Origin of the sequence: Streptosporangium sp. H16, from assembly GCF_051918855.1 — a bacterium.
In the GTDB taxonomy this organism is placed as follows: Bacteria; Actinomycetota; Actinomycetes; order Streptosporangiales; family Streptosporangiaceae; genus Streptosporangium.
This window is the reverse complement of record NZ_JBPXMD010000005.1, coordinates 33,210-50,097: the sequence shown is the minus strand read 5'-3', so window position 1 is coordinate 50,097 and position 16,888 is coordinate 33,210. Positions and strand designations below refer to the sequence as shown.

11 protein-coding genes are annotated in these 16,888 nt (G+C 72.4%); 6 read left to right on the top strand and 5 right to left on the bottom strand.

Going from position 1 to position 16,888, the window contains the following annotated elements:
* The first annotated feature begins 29 nt into the window (after positions 1 to 29).
* Both ACTOQ2_RS10200 and ACTOQ2_RS10195 read left to right on the top strand, forming a co-directional pair.
* Positions 30 to 2,279: a protein kinase domain-containing protein gene (locus ACTOQ2_RS10200; protein WP_440099407.1), complete on the top strand. Its 2,250-nt coding sequence runs from the start codon at positions 30 to 32 to the stop codon at positions 2,277 to 2,279.
* Positions 2,280 to 2,535: 256 nt separating this feature from the next.
* Positions 2,536 to 4,920, top strand: coding sequence for an ATP-binding protein (locus tag ACTOQ2_RS10195; RefSeq protein ID WP_440099406.1), 2,385 nt, complete (start codon positions 2,536 to 2,538; stop codon positions 4,918 to 4,920).
* Between the two features lie 359 nt (positions 4,921 to 5,279).
* On the opposite strand, the gene ACTOQ2_RS10190 is transcribed toward ACTOQ2_RS10195, so the two are convergent.
* On the bottom strand, positions 5,280 to 5,696 hold the full coding sequence (locus ACTOQ2_RS10190) for an ATP-binding protein (RefSeq protein ID WP_440099405.1): 417 nt from the start codon (positions 5,694 to 5,696) through the stop codon (positions 5,280 to 5,282).
* 142 nt (positions 5,697 to 5,838) lie between these two features.
* Positions 5,839 to 6,048: a DUF5999 family protein gene (locus tag ACTOQ2_RS10185; protein ID WP_389912735.1), complete on the bottom strand. Its 210-nt coding sequence runs from the start codon at positions 6,046 to 6,048 to the stop codon at positions 5,839 to 5,841.
* Positions 6,049 to 6,578: 530 nt separating this feature from the next.
* On the opposite strand from ACTOQ2_RS10185, the gene ACTOQ2_RS10180 reads away from it, so the two are divergent.
* On the top strand, positions 6,579 to 8,363 hold the full coding sequence (locus ACTOQ2_RS10180) for a CHAP domain-containing protein (RefSeq protein WP_440099404.1): 1,785 nt from the start codon (positions 6,579 to 6,581) through the stop codon (positions 8,361 to 8,363).
* 88 nt (positions 8,364 to 8,451) lie between these two features.
* Here ACTOQ2_RS10180 and ACTOQ2_RS10175 read toward each other — a convergent pair whose 3' ends face one another.
* Together ACTOQ2_RS10175 and ACTOQ2_RS10170 are read right to left on the bottom strand one after the other, a co-directional pair.
* On the bottom strand, positions 8,452 to 10,197 hold the full coding sequence (locus ACTOQ2_RS10175) for a trypsin-like peptidase domain-containing protein (protein ID WP_440099403.1): 1,746 nt from the start codon (positions 10,195 to 10,197) through the stop codon (positions 8,452 to 8,454).
* 124 nt (positions 10,198 to 10,321) lie between these two features.
* Complete coding sequence (locus ACTOQ2_RS10170) at positions 10,322 to 12,568, bottom strand: MMPL family transporter (protein ID WP_440099402.1); 2,247 nt, start codon at positions 12,566 to 12,568, stop codon at positions 10,322 to 10,324.
* A 126-nt stretch (positions 12,569 to 12,694) separates the two neighbouring features.
* Between ACTOQ2_RS10170 and ACTOQ2_RS10165 the strand changes: the two genes are divergently transcribed.
* Positions 12,695 to 13,225: a TetR/AcrR family transcriptional regulator gene (locus ACTOQ2_RS10165; protein WP_440099401.1), complete on the top strand. Its 531-nt coding sequence runs from the start codon at positions 12,695 to 12,697 to the stop codon at positions 13,223 to 13,225.
* Positions 13,226 to 13,266: 41 nt separating this feature from the next.
* On the opposite strand, the gene ACTOQ2_RS10160 is transcribed toward ACTOQ2_RS10165, so the two are convergent.
* Positions 13,267 to 15,348, bottom strand: a complete 2,082-nt coding sequence (locus tag ACTOQ2_RS10160; RefSeq protein WP_440099400.1) for a protein kinase domain-containing protein — start codon at positions 15,346 to 15,348, stop codon at positions 13,267 to 13,269.
* Positions 15,349 to 15,674: 326 nt separating this feature from the next.
* On the opposite strand from ACTOQ2_RS10160, the gene ACTOQ2_RS10155 reads away from it, so the two are divergent.
* Together ACTOQ2_RS10155 and ACTOQ2_RS10150 are read left to right on the top strand one after the other, a co-directional pair.
* The gene (locus ACTOQ2_RS10155; RefSeq protein WP_440099399.1) at positions 15,675 to 16,493 is read left to right on the top strand and encodes a HipA family kinase; all 819 of its coding nucleotides are present in this window, start codon (positions 15,675 to 15,677) and stop codon (positions 16,491 to 16,493) included.
* Positions 16,490 to 16,867 carry a DUF3037 domain-containing protein gene (locus ACTOQ2_RS10150; RefSeq protein WP_440099398.1) on the top strand — a complete coding sequence of 126 codons (378 nt, stop codon included), beginning with the start codon at positions 16,490 to 16,492 and terminating at the stop codon, positions 16,865 to 16,867. Before ACTOQ2_RS10155 ends, ACTOQ2_RS10150 begins: the two co-directional genes overlap by 4 nt.
* Positions 16,868 to 16,888 lie beyond the last annotated feature (21 nt).

Genomic DNA, 16,888 nt, shown 5'->3' with positions numbered 1-16,888 from the left:
CAAGTCGACGGCACTCGGAAGGGGACGGGATGGTTCCGGGATACCGCGAGGTTCGGGAACTCGGCGCCGGCGGGGGCGGGCGCGTGGTGCTGGCCACCTACGCCCCCACCGGCGCCTACGTAGCCATCAAATACCTCAACGCGACCCTCAAGGACGATCACCGCTTCCTGGCGCGCTTCCGCGCGGAGGCCCGCGTCATGGTGGAGCTGCAGGACCCGAACGTGGTCCAGCTCTACGAGTACTACGAGGACGTGCTCGAAGCCGCGATCGTGATGGAGCTGGTCGACGGGGTCGCGCTCAGGCGGATCCTGTCCGAGCACGGCAGCACGAGCCCGGAGGCGGCGCTGACCGTGCTCAAGGGCTCGCTGCTCGGCCTGGCCTTCGCGCACGCCGCCGGTGTCGTGCACCGCGACTACAAGCCGGAGAACGTGCTGATCCAGGCCGACGGCGGCAGCAAGCTGGCCGACTTCGGCATCGCCGCCCACGTCGGGGAGGCCGGGATGACCGCCGGCACCCCGGCCTACATGGCGCCCGAGCAGTGGGAGGGGGCGCCGGCGAGCGCGGCGACCGACGTCTACGCGGCCACGTGCGTGTTCTTCGAGTGCCTCACCGGGCGCAGGCCCTACCTGGCCGACCACCGCCTCGTGCTGATGCACCGCCACCGGCACGAGGCGATCCCGGTGGAGGAGGTGCCCAGCTCGGTACGCGGGCTGGTCACGCGGGGCATGGCCAAGAACCCGGCGGACCGGCCGCAGAGCGCGCGGGCGTTCCTGGAGGAGCTGGAGGCGGCGGCGCTGGCGGCGTACGGGCCGGAGTGGGAGCAGCGCGGGCGGCGGCACCTGGCCGAGCTCGCCACGCTGCTGGCACTGGCGTTCCCGCTGGCCAAGCCCGCACCGAAGGCAGCCTCCTCGGTGGCCCAGACGGTACTCGGCCGGGTGGGGCGGGTGCGCCGTCCCCGGCTGGGCCCCAGGACCCTGGCCGGGCTGGGAGTGATCACCGTCGCGATGACCGCCGGTGTGATCGCGGCCAACCGGCCGCAGGACCGGCTCTCCGCCGACACGATCTTCACCCCGCCGCCCGGTTCCGCGATGATCGAGGAGACCCCCGCGCAGCGGCGGCGGAGCCAGGTGTCGGCGCCTCCCGATCCCTCCGCCGGGCCGGGCCGCCCCTCGGGAAGTGCCGCCGCCAGAAAGCCCGGCTCCTCCTCGAACGGCGCGAACCCCGGCCAGATCACCTCGCCCCCGTCACCGGTCCCCACCCGGACGCTGGTCTCCCCGCCCCCCGCTCCTCCCTCGCCTCCCTCGCCGACCGGCTCGCAGCCGCCGCCCCCGTTGCCCACGCGCTCGCGAACCGCGGCCCCCACCCGCCCGCCCACGCCCGTACCCACGTCCACCCGGCCACCGGTACCGGAACCCACCGGGACGGGGGCGCCGGGGTCCGTACACACGGTCAGCGGCCTGAGGGTCGTGGGAATCGACTCGCTCGGGGCCACGGTCGGCTTCCGCGCCTCCACCACGGGGAAGGTCGCGGTGACCGTCACCTTCGCCGAGGGGCCCGATCCCGGCCGGCTCGTCCGGGCGGCCCCGCGCACCTCCGTGATCGGCGGACTGAAGACCTACTCCCACACCGTCCCGCACGACTTCACCGTCCCCGCCTGCGAGCAGACCCTCTACCGCCGGGTCACGGTCTCCACCGTGCCCCGTTCCCCGGGCGGGGCGGCCGGCCGCACGGAGAGGGTCCGCGGCGAGCCGTGCGCGCCGTCCACGGTCTCGATCACCTCCTTCGACGGCACCACGGTCGGCTTCCGGGTGAAGGCCCCCAGCACCTCGCCGGTGACCGTGCGGCTCGGGTTCGCCCAGACGATCGGGGACACGCGAGAGACGCTGACCAGCAGCACGCGGGAGCTGGAGCTGTCCGGCGACACGGAATACGAGCGGGAGGTGACCGGGAAGTTCGCCGCCCTGCCCCGGTGCGGGGGGCACGCCACGCGGGTGGTGGTGATCAACACCGATCCCATGGGTGACTTCCCCACCCGGAGCGTCCGGATCGACCTGCCCCCCTGCGCCCCCGACCCGGGCACGAACCCGGGTCCGGGCCCGGACCCGGACCCGGAAACGACCCCGGACACGAGCACGGAGACAGGCCCGGACACGGGAACGACCCCGGACACGAGCACGGACACGGGCCCGCGCGAACCCCGGGACTCGGAGAGTCCTTCCGGGAACGGGCCCGCCCTGGTGGACATCGACCTGGGCGGCCTCCTGGACGGCCTCCTGTGAGGTGATCGTGCCCGCGCCGGCGTGATGAGCGGCGGCCACCGAACCGGACAGGACCCGCCGGCCGGAGGCACACCCGGCCACCGGGACCCCCGGTCCTGGGCGGCGGGTCACGGCCCGCGCCCCCGCCGGTGCCCGCCCAGGTCACAGGACCCGGGACACGGGAACGCGCGGGGAAACGGCCTGCACATAGTGTGGATTGTGCCGGTTGGATCCGGACATACGGCGATCCGCTCGCCGAAGCCGGCGTGAGGCACTGATGGATGAGGTGGCATCGGTCCCCCCGAAGCGGTGGCAGGCGACGGATCTGCCCCCCGAGGTGACCAGTTTCGTGGGGCGTCGGCACGAGATGGCCGAGGTCAAGCGCCTGCTGTCCGGAGCACGCGTGGTGACCCTCACCGGCCCCGGCGGGGTCGGCAAGACCCGGCTGGCCCTGCGCGTCGCCGCCGACGTCCAGCGGGCGTTTCCCGACGGGGTGTGGCTGGTCGAGCTCGCCGGGCTGGAGAACCCGGAGCTGCTCGCCGCGTCGGTGAACGAGGCCCTGGCGATCGTGGACGTCTCCCACCTGCCCCCCGTGGAGGTGCTCATCGACCACCTGCGGGAGAAGCGGGCGCTGCTGATCCTCGACAACTGCGAGCATCTCCTGCGAGCCTGCGCCGTCCTGGCGGAAACCCTCGTCCGCGCGGCCCCCTCCCTGCGGATCCTCGCCACCAGCCGGCAGGCACTGGGCATCTCCGGCGAGCAGACACTGGTCGTCCCCACCCTGCTGCTGCCACCGCCGCCGGGCCCCGGCGGCCCCGGGCCGTCCGCGGAGCCGCCGGCGCAGTCGGAGGCGGTACGCCTGTTCGCCGAACGGGCCACCGCCGTCCTGCCGGACTTCACGCTCACCGAGGCCAACAGGTCCGCGGTGGAGGAGATCTGCCGCCGGCTGGACGGCATCCCGCTCGCGATCGAGCTGGCGGTCGTGCGGCTGCGCGCCCTCTCCCCCGAGGAGCTGCTGGCCCGGCTGGACAACCGGTTCCGGCTGCTGACCGGCGGCTCACCCGCGACGCGGCCCCGCCAGCAGACGCTGCGCGCGCTGATCGACTGGAGCTACGCCCTGTGCACCGAGAAGGAGCGGCTGCTGTGGGAGCGCGTCTCGGTGTTCACCGAAGGCCTGGACCTCGACGCGGCCGAGGCGGTCTGCTCGGGGAACGGCATCGGCCGCGAGGAGGTGGTCGACCTGGTGATCGAGCTGGTGGGCAAGTCGATCCTGGTCCGGGAGGACCTTCCCGCGACGTCCACCGCGACCCGCTACCGGTTGCTGGAGACGATCAGGCAGTACGGCCGGGAGAAGCTCGTGGCCTCGGGGCAGGAGAGCGCCCTGCAGCGACTGCACCGCGACCACTATCGCCGGCTGGCGGCGCAGGCGTACGCGGAGCGGTTCGGCCCGCGCCAGGTGTCCTGGCTGGGCAGGCTGAACCTCGACCACGCCAACCTGCGCACCGCGCTGGAGTACTGCTTCGGCGAGTCCGGGGAGACCTCCACGGCCCTGGGCATGGCCACCGACCTGCTCTACCACTGGATCACGAGCCACTACCTCAGGGAGGGGCGCCACTGGCTGGACCTGAGCCTCCTCTCCGGTACCGGCTCCGACGAGGTCCGGGGCCGCGCGCTGTGGTCCAACAGCTGGCTGGCCGTCATCCAGGCCGACATCGTCTCCGCCGCGACGATGCTGGAGGAGGCCAGGGAACTCGGCCGGCGTCCCGGGCACGAGCCGGTCCTGGCCTACGTCGCGCTCTACTCGGGGATGATCGCCATGTTCCGTAGGGACGTCGATCTCGCGATCAGCCTGTACGAGGAGGCGGTGACGCGCCACCGCGCCGACGACGACCCGGCGGGCCAGGCGCTGGCGCTCGTCCGGCTCTGCCTCGCCCACTCCTTCCGGGGCGACTGGCCGAGCGCCGTCTCCGCCGGCGAGGAGTGCATCGCGCTGTGCGACGCCCACGGGGAGGGCTGGCACCGGGCGTACGCGATGATGGCGCTCGGCGTCGGGGTCTGGTGCCAGGGCGACGCCCCGCGCGCCACGGAGCTGGAGAAGGAGAGCCTGAGGTTCAACCGCTCACTCAACGATCTTCTTGGCGTCGGCGTCAACGTGGAGGTGCTGGCCTGGATCGCCGCCGCGGACGGCGACCACCGGCGAGCGGCCAGGTTGCTGGGGGTGCTGGAGACGGTCTGGCAGGTGATCGGGGCGCCGCTGTCCGGTTACGGGCACCTGAGGCGCTACCACGACGAGTGCGATGAGCGCACGCGCGAGGCTCTCGGAAAGCAGGCCTTCGACACCTTGGTCAGGCAGGGCTCGAAGATGCGGTGCGACGAGGCCTTCGCCTTCGCTCTCGAAGAGGAGGCGCCCCGCGGCGAGCCCTCCGGCGAGGCCGAGGAGCCGTCGCCGCTGACCCGCAGGGAGACGGAGATCGCCAAGCTCGTCGCCCAGGGGCTGAGCAACAAGGAGATCGCGGCCTCGCTGACGATCGCCCAGCGCACCGCGGAAGGTCACATCGAGCACATCATGACCAAGCTCGGTTTCCACTCGCGGGCCCAGATCGCCGTCTGGACCGGCGAGCGCATCCGGAACGCGAACGGGAACCGCACGCCCGACGGCTGACGGGCAAGACGGAGACGACGGGAAAGCTAGGACGCCGGAGCCGACGAGTGCGATGATCCCGTCGGCTCCGGCGTCCGGCTGGAACCGGGTTGGGGGACTCGGCTCCTGCCTTCGGAGGTGGTCTGTGCGCCCGGCCCTCGTGGAACCGGGTGGCGGGGGCCCGGGGCGGTGGTCCTGCGGCCCGTGGCCGGGGTCGTGCGGTCTTGTACGCCCGGAACGGCGCGGGCGGGGCTTCTCAGCCGGGGCCTCCGGGCAGATCTCCGGGTGGCTCTCCGGGGCGGCGCGTGCGGCCGATCTCGCGCGGTCGGCTCTCGGCGTGTACGGCCGGCGCGGAGGCGGCGCGTCGATCGACCTCGCGGTCAGGCCTCGGGGGCGTTCGCGATGAGCTCGAACCAGACGGCCTTGCCGTCGGTCGTACGGGCACTGCCCCAGCAGCAGGACAGGAGTTCGAGCAGCTGCAGCCCTCGTCCCCGCTCCTCGTCGTCGCGTGCCCGGCGCACGCGGGGCAGGAGGCAGTCCGGGTCCGCGTCCTCGACCTCGCAGCGCAGCAGGCCGTCCTGGAAGGAGAGGGCGAATCCGATGGTTCCCCGCGAGTGGCGCAGCGCGTTGGTGACCAGCTCGCTGACGAGCAGCTCGGCGACCGTAGTGTGCTCGTGCAGTCCCCAGTCCGCCAGGCAGGCGCGGGTCAGATGGCGTGCCTGGGGCACGGATGCCGACTCGGGCGCGAAGGAGCACGACGTCTCCTGGCCGTACGGCGCTCCGAGCAGAGCGTTCATGAGCGTTCACCTACGTGGTCGGCGGTTACCTCGGTCGGGCGCGGTTCGCACGCGCGTCCGCCGCCGGAGACCTCAGGCCGCCACGGAGCAGTCCGCCCGCGTGGCGTGTTCGGTCCCGATCCGGCGGGCACGCGCGACGAGATCATGCCGCCTGCCCCAAGGAGACGCGGTGCAGAGGCATGCCGTGGACGGGAGTGCTGCGACCGTCAGGCAGGAGCGCTCCGGTGTCGTCGAAGACCACCACGCCGTTGCAGAGCAGGCCCCACCCCTGCTCGGGGTGGAAGGCCACGAGAGACGCGGCTTCGTGATCGGGTGCGCTTGCGAGTGGGCAGCGCGGCTGGTGTTGACACATGGCTCGTACCTTTTGACCTTCACTGGTTGCTGTTGAGCCTTTCCTGGTGTGACCAGCATCTCTCAGCACCCATACGCGCATAGCGGGATAAATACCCATATGTCTACCCATTTCGCCGAAAAGGTAAAGAAACCAGGCGCTGGCGCAAAGAACGATCGGCAAGATCGAACGGGGCGGATACGGCGGTCCCGGCCCCGGTCGCGGCGACCCAGTAGATCTTTTTCCCGGACGGTTTACCATCGGAGATCATCCGGAGGCCCCCTGACATCGTCTTTTATCCGCATGTGTGACGCCGAGCTCCTTGACGCGCCCTTTAGCATGTCGTGACCTGTCCTTGGGGCCGGGTAACCTCCCTCGGCACGGAAGACAACTGGCCAGTGGTGCCGCCACACGCGTCCCTCCACACCCCCCGTGGGCTCGCGTGAACGCGCCGTCGCTCAACCTCGTCTCCCGGTGGCCAGGTCGCGAGGCGGAGCGACCATGCCCGCACGGCCGCCGGGGGTCCCCCGAAATCCTCAATGACACCTGAGATGCGCAAGTTCATCGAGCTGCTGGAGAGCCAGCTCGGATACTCCGAGAAGAGTGGCGGCTACACCAAGTTCGGTGACTGGTACGGCAAGAACGTCGAGTTCGACGCCGACTACACCGCCGCCCCCTGGTGTGACATGTACCTGTCGTGGGCGGCGGAGAAGCTCGGCTACCAGGAGTGGGTCGGCCAGTTCGCCTATACCGTCCACCACGCCCAGTGGTTCCGGCAGCAGGACGCCTGGGGCACCGTCCCCAAGCCGGGGGCCATCGTCTTCTTCGACTGGAGCGGCTCGAACAGGATCGACCACATCGACCACGTCGGGATCGTCACCGGGGTCGAGGGGGGCAGGATCCACACGATCGAGGGCAACATCGACGGCGGGATCGCCAAGCGCAAGGAGCGCGACACCGGCAAGGTCGTCGGCTACGGGTATCCGGAGAAGATCAAGGCCCGGCTGGACCGGGAGGCGACCGAGAAGCAGACGCTCGTCAGGCCCGCCGACGCGGCCGGGGACAACACGGTGGTGATCGGCCCAGGACCCGGCCTGCTCGCCATGCTCCCTGCCCCCGTACCCGCGCGGGAGACCCGCACGCCCACCGGGCCGGGCACGGGTCCGGGCAGGCCCAAGGCCGCCCCCGGGCACGCCGCCGGGACGACGACCGGCAGAACCGGGAAGGACGGCGGGGACGCCAGGGCCGCCTCGGGGAACGACGGCAGGACCGCGTCCGGGAAGAACCCCGCCGCGAGCGCCCCGCAGAGCGATCGGACGACCGCGAAGGCGCCGGTCAGGACCCAGGCACCGGCCTCCGCCGGCCGCACCTCGCCGGGCAAGCACGCCAAGGCCTCCACCGCCGACACCAGCGCGCTCGCCGTCACGCCCACCGCCACCGTCCGCGACCTCGCCACGCCCGCCCCGGGGTTCGACACCCCCGCCGTACTCGCGCCGGTGCTGCTCGCCGCGGTCGCGATCCTCGCGCACGGCAAGGCCCGGCAGTCGCGGGTACGGCTCCTCGCACCCGCCTCGGCTCTCTCCCTCTCCCCCTCGGCCCGCAGAACCCCGGCCTCGGCCCGCAGGACCCCGGGCCGCCGCCGCGCCCCCGGCCGCCGCCGCATGCCCAGGAACGCCCCCGCCCGCGACCTCTCGTACGCACCGGCCCCGGCCCGCGACCTCGTGGAGAGTCTCTCCTCCTCCCCCGAGGCCGAGAACCTGTTCGCCGCACCTCCCAGGCCCGGCTCCCGCGCCGCCACGGACACGCCCGCCCCGGCCCGGGGGTCCGTCACCCCCCGGGAACTCGCTCCCGAGAGCACGTTCGCCCCGGCCGCGAGCACCGGGTTCCCCTCGGTCACGACCTCCGTCGCCCACGTCGAGGAGCCCCGCGTGCCGGACCGTCGCGACGACCGTCCCCGCGCCCCCTACCGGGGCAGACGTCGCCTGCACGAGCATGCCGTGGCGGAGTCGTCGACCTTGGTCCAGGACTCCCCGCCGCGCGGTCGCCGCCACCGCAGGGCCGACCCCGTGGCCACCACCGCCATCCCGGTCGTCCCCGCGCGTCCCGCCCGCCCTGCCTGTCCCGCCGCGCCCGCCCGCTTCGCCGCGCCTGCCCGCCCGGCCACCGACCCGAGGGCGGCCGTTCCCGTCCCGGCGACCCGGGCAGGTCAGGGCGATCCGGCCGGCCCGGCCGTCACGGCCCGCTCCGCCGCGCCACTCACCGAACCGGGCGACATCCTGGTCCACAGCGGCTACCGGGGACGCCGCCGGGCGGAGGCGCCGGTCCAGCTGGTTTAACTGGTCTAGCTGTACTCGACCTCTGTGGCCGGTACAGCCGGCCGGCCCCTTGAGGGGAGCCGTCCCGGCCTCGGCGGGGCGAGAGTGCTCAGCGCTGCTCGGGCGGGCGCCCCATGGTCCGGCGCAGCTGCTCCAGCTCCGCCTCCAGCCCGGCGATCCGGGTGTTGGCCCCCGGACCCCCCGGACCTCCCGGCCTTCCGGAACCCCCCGGGCCCCGCTGGGGCTGCGGCGGGCCGTAGGGCAAGGGCGGGTGGACCGCCCGGGTGTCCTCGGGCGCGGCCGGGAGCGGGTAGGGCGCCCGCTGCTGGTACTGCTGCGGCGCACCGTACGGCTGTCCCTGCTGCCCGTAGTGCGGCGGGCCGTACTGGCCGCCGTGCGCCGGGTGGCCGGGCTGCGCACCGTACGGAACGGGCGGGAACGAGGCCGGCACCCTGGCACGGCGCCTGCCCCTGGCGACCGAGGCGATCGTACCGATCACGAACAGGGCGATCAGTCCGCCGCCACCCCACAGCAGCCACGGCAGGATCGGCGTGCCGCTCTCGTCCTTGCCTGCGGTGATGGCCTGCTGGGAGTCGCTGATGTACTTGGCGACGTACGGGTGGTTCGGCTGCAGCGCCTGCGTCTCGCGGAACTTGGGCAGCGCGTCGGAGTACCGGTTCTGGAAGAACAGGTCGAGCGCCTCGTTGTAGGCCTTCGTCGTCGACGACTCGGCCGGCTTGATGTTCTTCTCGTTCAGCTTCTCCTTGACGATGCTGACCGGCAGCACGAAGCTCTCACCCTCGGTGGAGCCGCCGTCCTGCTGGATCAGGCCGCCGACGAGGATGCCGATGACCCTGCCATCCTTGCTGAACACCGGACCGCCCGAGTTGCCCGGGTACGAGGGCGCCTGGGTCTGGATGTACGGCACCCCCTCGGGGGTCTGGCGGGCGGCGTTGTAGGGGCCCTCGGTGAACGCCGGATCAAGCTTGGACTCCAGGTTGAAGATCGAGGTCTGCGTCACCGTACCGGGGAATCCGCTGATGTACAGGGTGTCGCCGACGCGCACGTCGGAGTCCTCGCCCAGCGGCACGGTCGGCAGGTTGCTCTGCCCGTTGGCCTTGAGGATCGCGACGTCCTTGCCCGGGTAGACGGTGCCCTTGGCGACCAGCTCGATCGGCACCGTCTTGGTGGTCTTGTCGACACCACCGCCCGGCAGGCTCTGCAACAGCGAGAGCGAGCTCTTGACGTTGCGGATCTTGATGTTGTCCGCGTTCCAGACCTGGAAGATCTTCGTCGCCGTCCTGAGGATCTCCTCGTCGGAGGCGATCTCACCGAGGTCGGCGACCAGGTCGGCGGCGTCCTTCTCGTTGATCTTCGTGAGGGCCTGGGCCGCGAAGGTCCGTGCCAGCTCGGTCTCCTCCTGGCCGACGCAGTGCGCCGCGGTGACCATGTAGCCGTCCGGCGTGACCCACCAGCCGGTGCACAGCCCGCCCGCCGTCGCCTCGACGACCCGCTCCCGCCCGCCGGGCGAGAAGTAACGGCCCGGGTCCTTGGCCATCTGCTGGACGACCCAGCGGTAGATGCTGTTCTCGTCGGAGGAGATCTTGCCGCTCTGCACGGCGTTGACCCCCTGCTGGGTCAGGGTCCTGATCGCCTCCAGGTTCGCCTCGGGCGTCGGCACGGCCACGTCGGCCGTGTAGGACACCGAGGTCAGCTGGACCGCCGGATGCGTCCTGGCCGCCAGCCACGTCCCGACAGGGACGTCGACCTCCTTCGGCTTCGCCACCGCGGTGCCCGGCAGGGCCAGCGTGCTCGCCAGCACCAGGCCGGCGACGGCGCTGATTCTTCCCCACATCTTCGTACTCTCCCCAAACTCGCTTCCCGGGCGAGAGCATGGCGGAGGCCGCTTGGGGAGGACTTGGAAGCGACTGGGACACCGGCCGGCGTTCCCCGCGGCACGGGGCGGACGCCCGCTCCCGTCAGCCGCGGCCGGCGCCGACGAGTTCCCTGCGCGGCTCCTCCGGCCTCTCCGGCCTCTCCTCGTCCTCCTCGTGGCCCTCGACGGATAGGTCGGGCAGGATGCGGTCCAGCCAGGCGGGGCACCACCAGTTGGCCCTGCCGAGCAGGGCCATGGTCGCCGGGACCAGCAGGCCCCGGATGATCGTGGCGTCCACCGCGATGGCCACCGCCAGGCCGACGCCGAAGATCTTGACCATGGGATCGGGGTAGGCGACGAACGCGACGAAGACCGCGACCATGATCAGGGCGGCGGAGGTGATGACCCTGCCGGTCGACCCCAGCCCCTCGGCCACCGCCCTGCGGTTGTCGCCGTGCTTCAGGTACGCCTGCCGCACGGCGGTGAGCAGGAAGACCTCGTAGTCCATCGACAGGCCGAACAGGATCGCGAACAGCATCAGCGGGATGTAGCTGTCGATCGGCACCGTGAAGAACACCGTGCTCAGGTAGGAGCCGTCCGCGCTGACCGGCGGGTCCATGCCGACCAGGCGGCTGCCCAGTCCCAGGGAGAAGACCAGCGAGAGCGCGCCGAACGCGGCGCCGAGGGAGACCAGGTTCATCAGCGCGGCCTTGATCGCGACGACCGGCGAGCGGAACGCCAGGAGCAGCAGCAGCGCGCTCAGCAGGACCACGACGCCGACGACCAGGGGCGTACGTCCGGCGATCCTGTCACCGGCGTCGGCCATGCCGGCGACCTGCCCGCCCACGTGCACCTGGGCTCCCTCGACGTCGAGCGCGCGCACCGCCCTGACCACCTCGAGCGCCCGGGGGTCGCCGGGGGCGTAGGCGGGGATCGCCTGCACCAGCGCCGCCGTACCGCCCCTGTTGAGGACCGGGTCGCCGACGTGGACCACTCCCTCGACGTCCGCGACGCGATCCTTCAGGTTCCGCAGCACGGCCGGGCTCGGCTCCCGGTCGACGACCCTGGTGTCCAGGTCCGCCACCACGACGAGAGGGCCGTTCATGCCGGGCCCGAACCCGGCCTGCAGGAGCTCGTAGGAGCGCCGCGTGTCGGTGCCGCGGTCGGCGTAGCCGTTGTCGAGCGGGCCCAGCTTGAGGGCGAGCGCGGGTGCGGCCAGCGCGCCCAGGAGGGCGACGCTGAGCGCGAGCACGCTCCACGGCCGCCGGGCCACCCAGTTGCCCAGCGAGGCCCAGCCGGAGGAGCCGTGACTGCCCCGCCGTCCCGTGAACGGCAGGCGCAACGCGTTGACCCGGTGCCCGAGCAGGCCGAGCAGCGCGGGGACCAGCGTGACCGAGGTGAACACCGCGCAGACGACCGAGATGCCGGTGATCCAGCCGAGCGTCTGCAGCAGGGGGAAGCCCGCGAGCATGAGCGCGCTGAGCGCGATGATCACGGTGCCCCCGGCGAACACCACCGCGCCGCCGGAGCCGGCGACCACCCGGCGGACCGCCTCGCGGACCGGCAGGCCGTCGGCCAGCAGCTTGCGGTGCCTGCTGAGCAGGAAGAGCGCGTAGTCGATGCCGACACCGAGGCCGATCATCGTCGCCATGATCGACGCCTGCTTGGGCACGTCCACGACGTGGCCGAGCAGGCTCACCACGCCGAGCCCGGTCGCGATGCTGATCAACGCGGTGAAGATCGGGATCATCGCGGCGACCAGGGTGCCGAACGCGAGCAGCAGCACCAGCAGCGCGCAGAACACGCCGATGATCTCGCTGGTCCCCGTCTTGATCTCCTTGTCCGCCGGGCTGCCCGAGGCGGCGGGCACCGCCTCGATGCCCGCCGCCCGTGCGGGTTCGGCCGCCTCGGAGAGGAGCCTGGTGGTCTCAGGCAGCTTGGTGGTGTCGTTCCCCTCCAGCTTGACCGCGATGATGCCGATCTCCAGGCTGGGGGCGAGGCCGCCCACCTGGTAGGGGGATTTCACCTCCACCACGTGCGGCACCTCGCGGATCCGGTCCACGGCGCGCTCCACCGCGCGCTTCCTGTCCTCGGAGATGAGGGGGCCGTCGGGCGAGTAGAGGACGATCTGGGCCGAGCTCCCCACCCCGTAGCCGGGGCCGAAGCCGTCCTTCATCAGGTCGACGGCCCGCTGGGCGTCGGTGCCGGGAATGCTGACGTCGTTGCTGACCGGGCCGGGGAAGAACACCGATCCCGCTGTCAGCAGCGCCGCCGCGACCACCCACAGGGCCAGCACGACCTTGCCGTGCCGCGCGCACCAGCTTCCCAGCCGCCCCAGCAAACCAGACATCGGTGACCGCCCCGCTTTAGAGTGTCAAACGTCCTGAAAAGCCGTACTGTACGCTCGTACAGAACCTACGGTATAAGAGTAGGGGGACAAATTCGGAAATGCTCTAGGCGGCGTGGGACTGAGACGATGACCACACTCGAGCACGGGCACGACACGCGGGAGCGGATCCTCGACGCCGCCCGCCAGCTGTTCGCCGAACGCGGCTACGCGGCGACCTCGCTCGCCGACATCGCCTCCGCCGTCGGCCTGACGAAGACGGCCGTCGCCTACCACTTCCATCCCAAGGACCGCCTGGCCACGGAGCTGATCGCACCCGCCGGCCAGGACATCGTGGCCCTGATCGAAGACGGCTTCGACGACGACCGCGCCTTCGTCGAGGCCCTGGTGACCTTCACGGTCAGGCATCGGGCGATCATCCGGCTGATCATGGAGGACATCAGCGGCGCCGACGACGCGCCCCCCGGTTCCCCCGGCGAGGCCATCCGCGCCTTCCGCGACGCGATCTACCACCGCCTGGCCGGGCCCGACCCGGACCCCGCCCGCCGGATCTGGGCCTGGGCCGTACTCGGCTCGCTCCAGTCGGTGGTCAAGACGATCGAACTTCCCGAGGAAGAGGTCAGGAAGACCCTCCTGGCCTTCGTGCTGGCCTCCTTCTGATTCCGAAGCACCCCTCCTCGCGTCCGGTCACCCCGGACGTCTCATCCGGAAGGGGCGGCCTCCCCGGGAACGGGCACCGGCGGGACCGTGGGATCGGGAGGCTCGGTGCTCTCCCCCGGCCCCGGTCCGGGTCCGCTCTGGCCCCCGACACCGACCGTGATCACGATCGTCGCACCGGGCCTGGCGCAGGTGCCGGGCGCGATGCTCTGCGCCAGCACCACTCCGTCCTGGCCCGCACCGGTGACCAGCCGCGCCCGCGTCCGTACGGCGAACCCCGCCCCACCGAGGGTGTTGGAGGCGTCGGTCGCGCTCTGGCCGGCGACCGGTGGCACCGGGACACCGTGCCTGGAGACGACGAGCTCCACCGCGCTCCCCGGGGAGACACGCTTGCCCGCGCCGGGGGTGCTGGCGAGCACCCGCCCGGCCGGCTGTTCGGAGCAGCGCGTGCTGACCCCGCCGGCGGCCAGCCCTGCCCGGGCCAGCGCCGCCTGGGCCGCTCTCCTGGCGAGGCCGACCAGCATGGGCACCTGGGTGCCACCGGAGACCCGCAGGTCGACCCTGCCCCTCTTCGGCAGCGCGGTCCCCGGCGCCGGGCTGCTCGCGAGCACCTCACCGAGCGGCCGGTCGGAGCTGACCGCCCTGACGGCCCCGGTGACCAGCCCGGCCTGCTTGATCAGACGCGCCGCCTCGGAACGATCCAGCCCGACGAGCGCGGGCACGACCACCGTGGCGGCGGGGGGCGGCAGGGGGGAGGATTTGACGCCCTCCGCGCGCGGGGGCTTGGCCGGGACCGTCGGCGGGTTCGGGAGCGGTTTGATCGGAGCGCTCGCCCTGCCCTCGTGCGACGTGGTGTCGTCCTGGGGGGTGGACTCCACCGCAGGGACGACCGGCGGGACGGGCGCGCCGCCCGGCGCGACGCCGCTCAGCGCCGGGACCAGGACTCCCACCAGCACGGCGGCGCTGATGAGCAGCGCACCGGAGACCGCGACCGAGGCCCTGGTGGCCGCCTGCCCGGGGTGGGTCCTGGGCTCGTCGAAGTCCTCGCCCCCTGCGGGGAACGCGCGCCCGCCGGGCGGCGCGCCCGCCGAGGACGCGCCGCCCGGTTCACCGGTCCCGCCGAGCCCGGCCCGCCAACCGGTCCCCGTCGCACCCCGCCTGCCGGAAAGGCCCGTGACACCGGGCTGAGCGGAGAAAGCCGAAGGGCCGGAGAGAGCCGAAGGGCCGGAGGAGACCGGAGTGCCGGAGGCGTCGGGCCCGCCGGGCGCGGGCGGGAATCCCGGCACCGGCGAGAACCTGGACTCGGCCACCGACCGGCCCCCGTCGTCACCGAGCAGCGCGAGCAGCAGCTCCCTGCTGGTGGGGCGGTTGCGGGGATTCTTGTCCAGGCAGTCGACCACCAGCGCGCCGAGCAGCCCGTCGAGACGGCCCAGTTGCGGGGCCGCGGTGAGGATCCGGTTCAGGACGGCCGCGATCGAGTCCTGCCCGAAGGGCGCGTGGGCGTTGGCGGCGAAGCACATCGTGGCGCCCCAGGCGAAGACGTCGGCCGCCGGGTTGATCTCGGCGCCCTCCACCTGCTCGGGCGCCATGTAGGCGGGGGTGCCCGCGCCGCGCCCGCTCTGGGTGGCCGCGGCGTCCAGCGCCCTGGCCAGCCCGAAGTCGATGACCCTCGGCCCGTCGGGACCGAGCAGCACGTTCTGCGGCTTGAAGTCGCGGTGCACGATCCCGGCCCGGTGGATGGCCGCCAGCGCGGTGGCCGTGCCGATGGCCAGGCGCTCCAGCCTGCCTCCCTCGCGGGGCCCGCTGACCGCGACCTCGCGGTGGAGCGACGGGCCGTCGACGTACTCGCTGACGATGTAGGGGCGGTCGCCGTCCAGCCCGGCGTCGATCACCTGGGCCGTGCAGAACCGGGCCACCTGCTTCGCCAGCTCCACCTCGCGCAGGAAGACCTCGGGGTCCTCCCCCACAGAACCGTGCAGAAGCTTGACCGCGTAGGGCTCGGAGCCGGTGTCGGGGCGCACCCCGACGTAGACCACCCCCTGCCCACCCTCTCCGAGACGCCCGATGATCTCGTACTCACCGAGCGCCGCCGGATCCCCCGTTTTGAGCGGCTGCGCATACGGCACGCGAGCCTCCCCTCGCCGCCACCCTTCTCACTCAAGAAGAAGCATCGCCGACAGTCAACGGGAATGAAGGTCTTGTCTTCCTCACCGTGACACTCATGTGATGCTCAGGTCAGGGCAAGACACAACACATCCCCCGAATACGCGGCCGCCTTTTCTTCCGGCCCACCGTGCCGTTTTCTCCTCGCCTTCCTTCCCCGGCCCTTTTCCCATCTCCCGCCCCGCACGGACCGCCCTCCTTCCCCCGACCCCTTCCCTCCGCCTCCCGCCCCCTGCGGACCGCCCCCCGCCTGGACGGGAGGCGCGAGCCGACCCGGTAGCCTGGCGAGGTGCTTGAAGCGATCAAAGCCACCCGTTACGTGACGCCGCTGCGCGAGGGCGGCTCGCTGCCCGGGATCATGGAGGCGGACGACCTCGGCACCTACGTCGTGAAGTTCCGCGGTGCCGGGCAGGGTCGCCGGGTCCTGGTCGCGGAGGTCGTGTCCGCCGGGCTGGCCCGGCGCCTGGGATTCCGTACGCCCGAGCTGAAGGTGATCGACGTGGATCCGCAGCTCGGCGCCCGCGAGCCCGACGAGGAGATCCAGGACCTGCTCAAGGCCAGCGAGGGCAACAACCTGGCGGTCGACTTCCTGCCGGGCGCGCTGGGCTTCGAGCCACTGGCCTGGTCCCCCGAGGCCGGGTTCGCCTCCCGCCTGCTCTGGTTCGACGCGCTGATCCACAACGTCGACCGGAGCTGGCGCAACCCGAACCTGCTCCTGTGGCACGGCGACACCTGGCTGATCGACCACGGCGCGGCGCTCTGGTTCCACCACAACTGGCCCTCGGCCAACCCGTTGCGCGACTTCGACGCGGGCGACCACGTGATGGCGCCCTTCGCCACCCGGATGCCCGAGGCCGACGCCGAGCTCAGCGAGCTGATCACCAGGGACCTGCTCGACGGGGTGGTGGACGAGGTCCCCGACGAGTGGCTGGAGGACGAGCCGGGGTTCGACGGGGCGCAGGCCGTGCGGCAGGCGTACGTCGAGCACCTGCTGGCCCGCGCCCAGGGACCGCGCACCTGGCTGCCGCGGCCCTCGGGCCAGGAGCCCCGTCAGGACCAGGAGTGGAAGACCGGCTCGGTGGGCGCGTTCTGGAAGGACAACCGGTGAAGGACGTCTACGAGTACGCGGTCATCCGGGTCATCCCCCGCGTGGAGCGCGGCGAGCTGATCAACGCCGGCGTGCTGCTGTACTGCCAGTCCCGCGGCTACCTGTGCGCCCGGGTGGAGCTGGACGAGGCGCGCCTGCGCGCCCTCGACACCGGGGTGGACCTCGACGGGGTACGGCACGCGCTCGGCGCCTACCAGCGCTCCTGCGGCAGTGACTCGGGGCCCCTGACCGAGGAACCGCTGGGCAGCCGCTTCCGCTGGCTGACCGCTCCGCGCAGCACGATCGTGCAGACCGGCCCGGTCCACGCCGGCCTCACCGCGGATCCGGAGGCGGAGCTGGAGCACCTCGTGACCCGGCTGGTCCGCAGCCCCTGAGTCCCGGCCTCGCGAGAGACC

Excerpts from the sequence above, each read along its gene's own strand:
- ACTOQ2_RS10200 (WP_440099407.1), top strand. The coding sequence starts at position 30 with ATGGTTCCGGGATACCGCGAGGTTCGGGAACTCGGCGCCGGCGGGGGC.
- ACTOQ2_RS10195 (WP_440099406.1), top strand. The coding sequence starts at position 2,536 with ATGGATGAGGTGGCATCGGTCCCCCCGAAGCGGTGGCAGGCGACGGAT.
- ACTOQ2_RS10190 (WP_440099405.1), bottom strand. The coding sequence starts at position 5,696 with ATGAACGCTCTGCTCGGAGCGCCGTACGGCCAGGAGACGTCGTGCTCC.
- ACTOQ2_RS10185 (WP_389912735.1), bottom strand. The coding sequence starts at position 6,048 with ATGTGTCAACACCAGCCGCGCTGCCCACTCGCAAGCGCACCCGATCAC.
- ACTOQ2_RS10180 (WP_440099404.1), top strand. The coding sequence starts at position 6,579 with ATGCGCAAGTTCATCGAGCTGCTGGAGAGCCAGCTCGGATACTCCGAG.
- ACTOQ2_RS10175 (WP_440099403.1), bottom strand. The coding sequence starts at position 10,197 with ATGTGGGGAAGAATCAGCGCCGTCGCCGGCCTGGTGCTGGCGAGCACG.
- ACTOQ2_RS10170 (WP_440099402.1), bottom strand. The coding sequence starts at position 12,568 with ATGTCTGGTTTGCTGGGGCGGCTGGGAAGCTGGTGCGCGCGGCACGGC.
- ACTOQ2_RS10165 (WP_440099401.1), top strand. The coding sequence starts at position 12,695 with ATGACCACACTCGAGCACGGGCACGACACGCGGGAGCGGATCCTCGAC.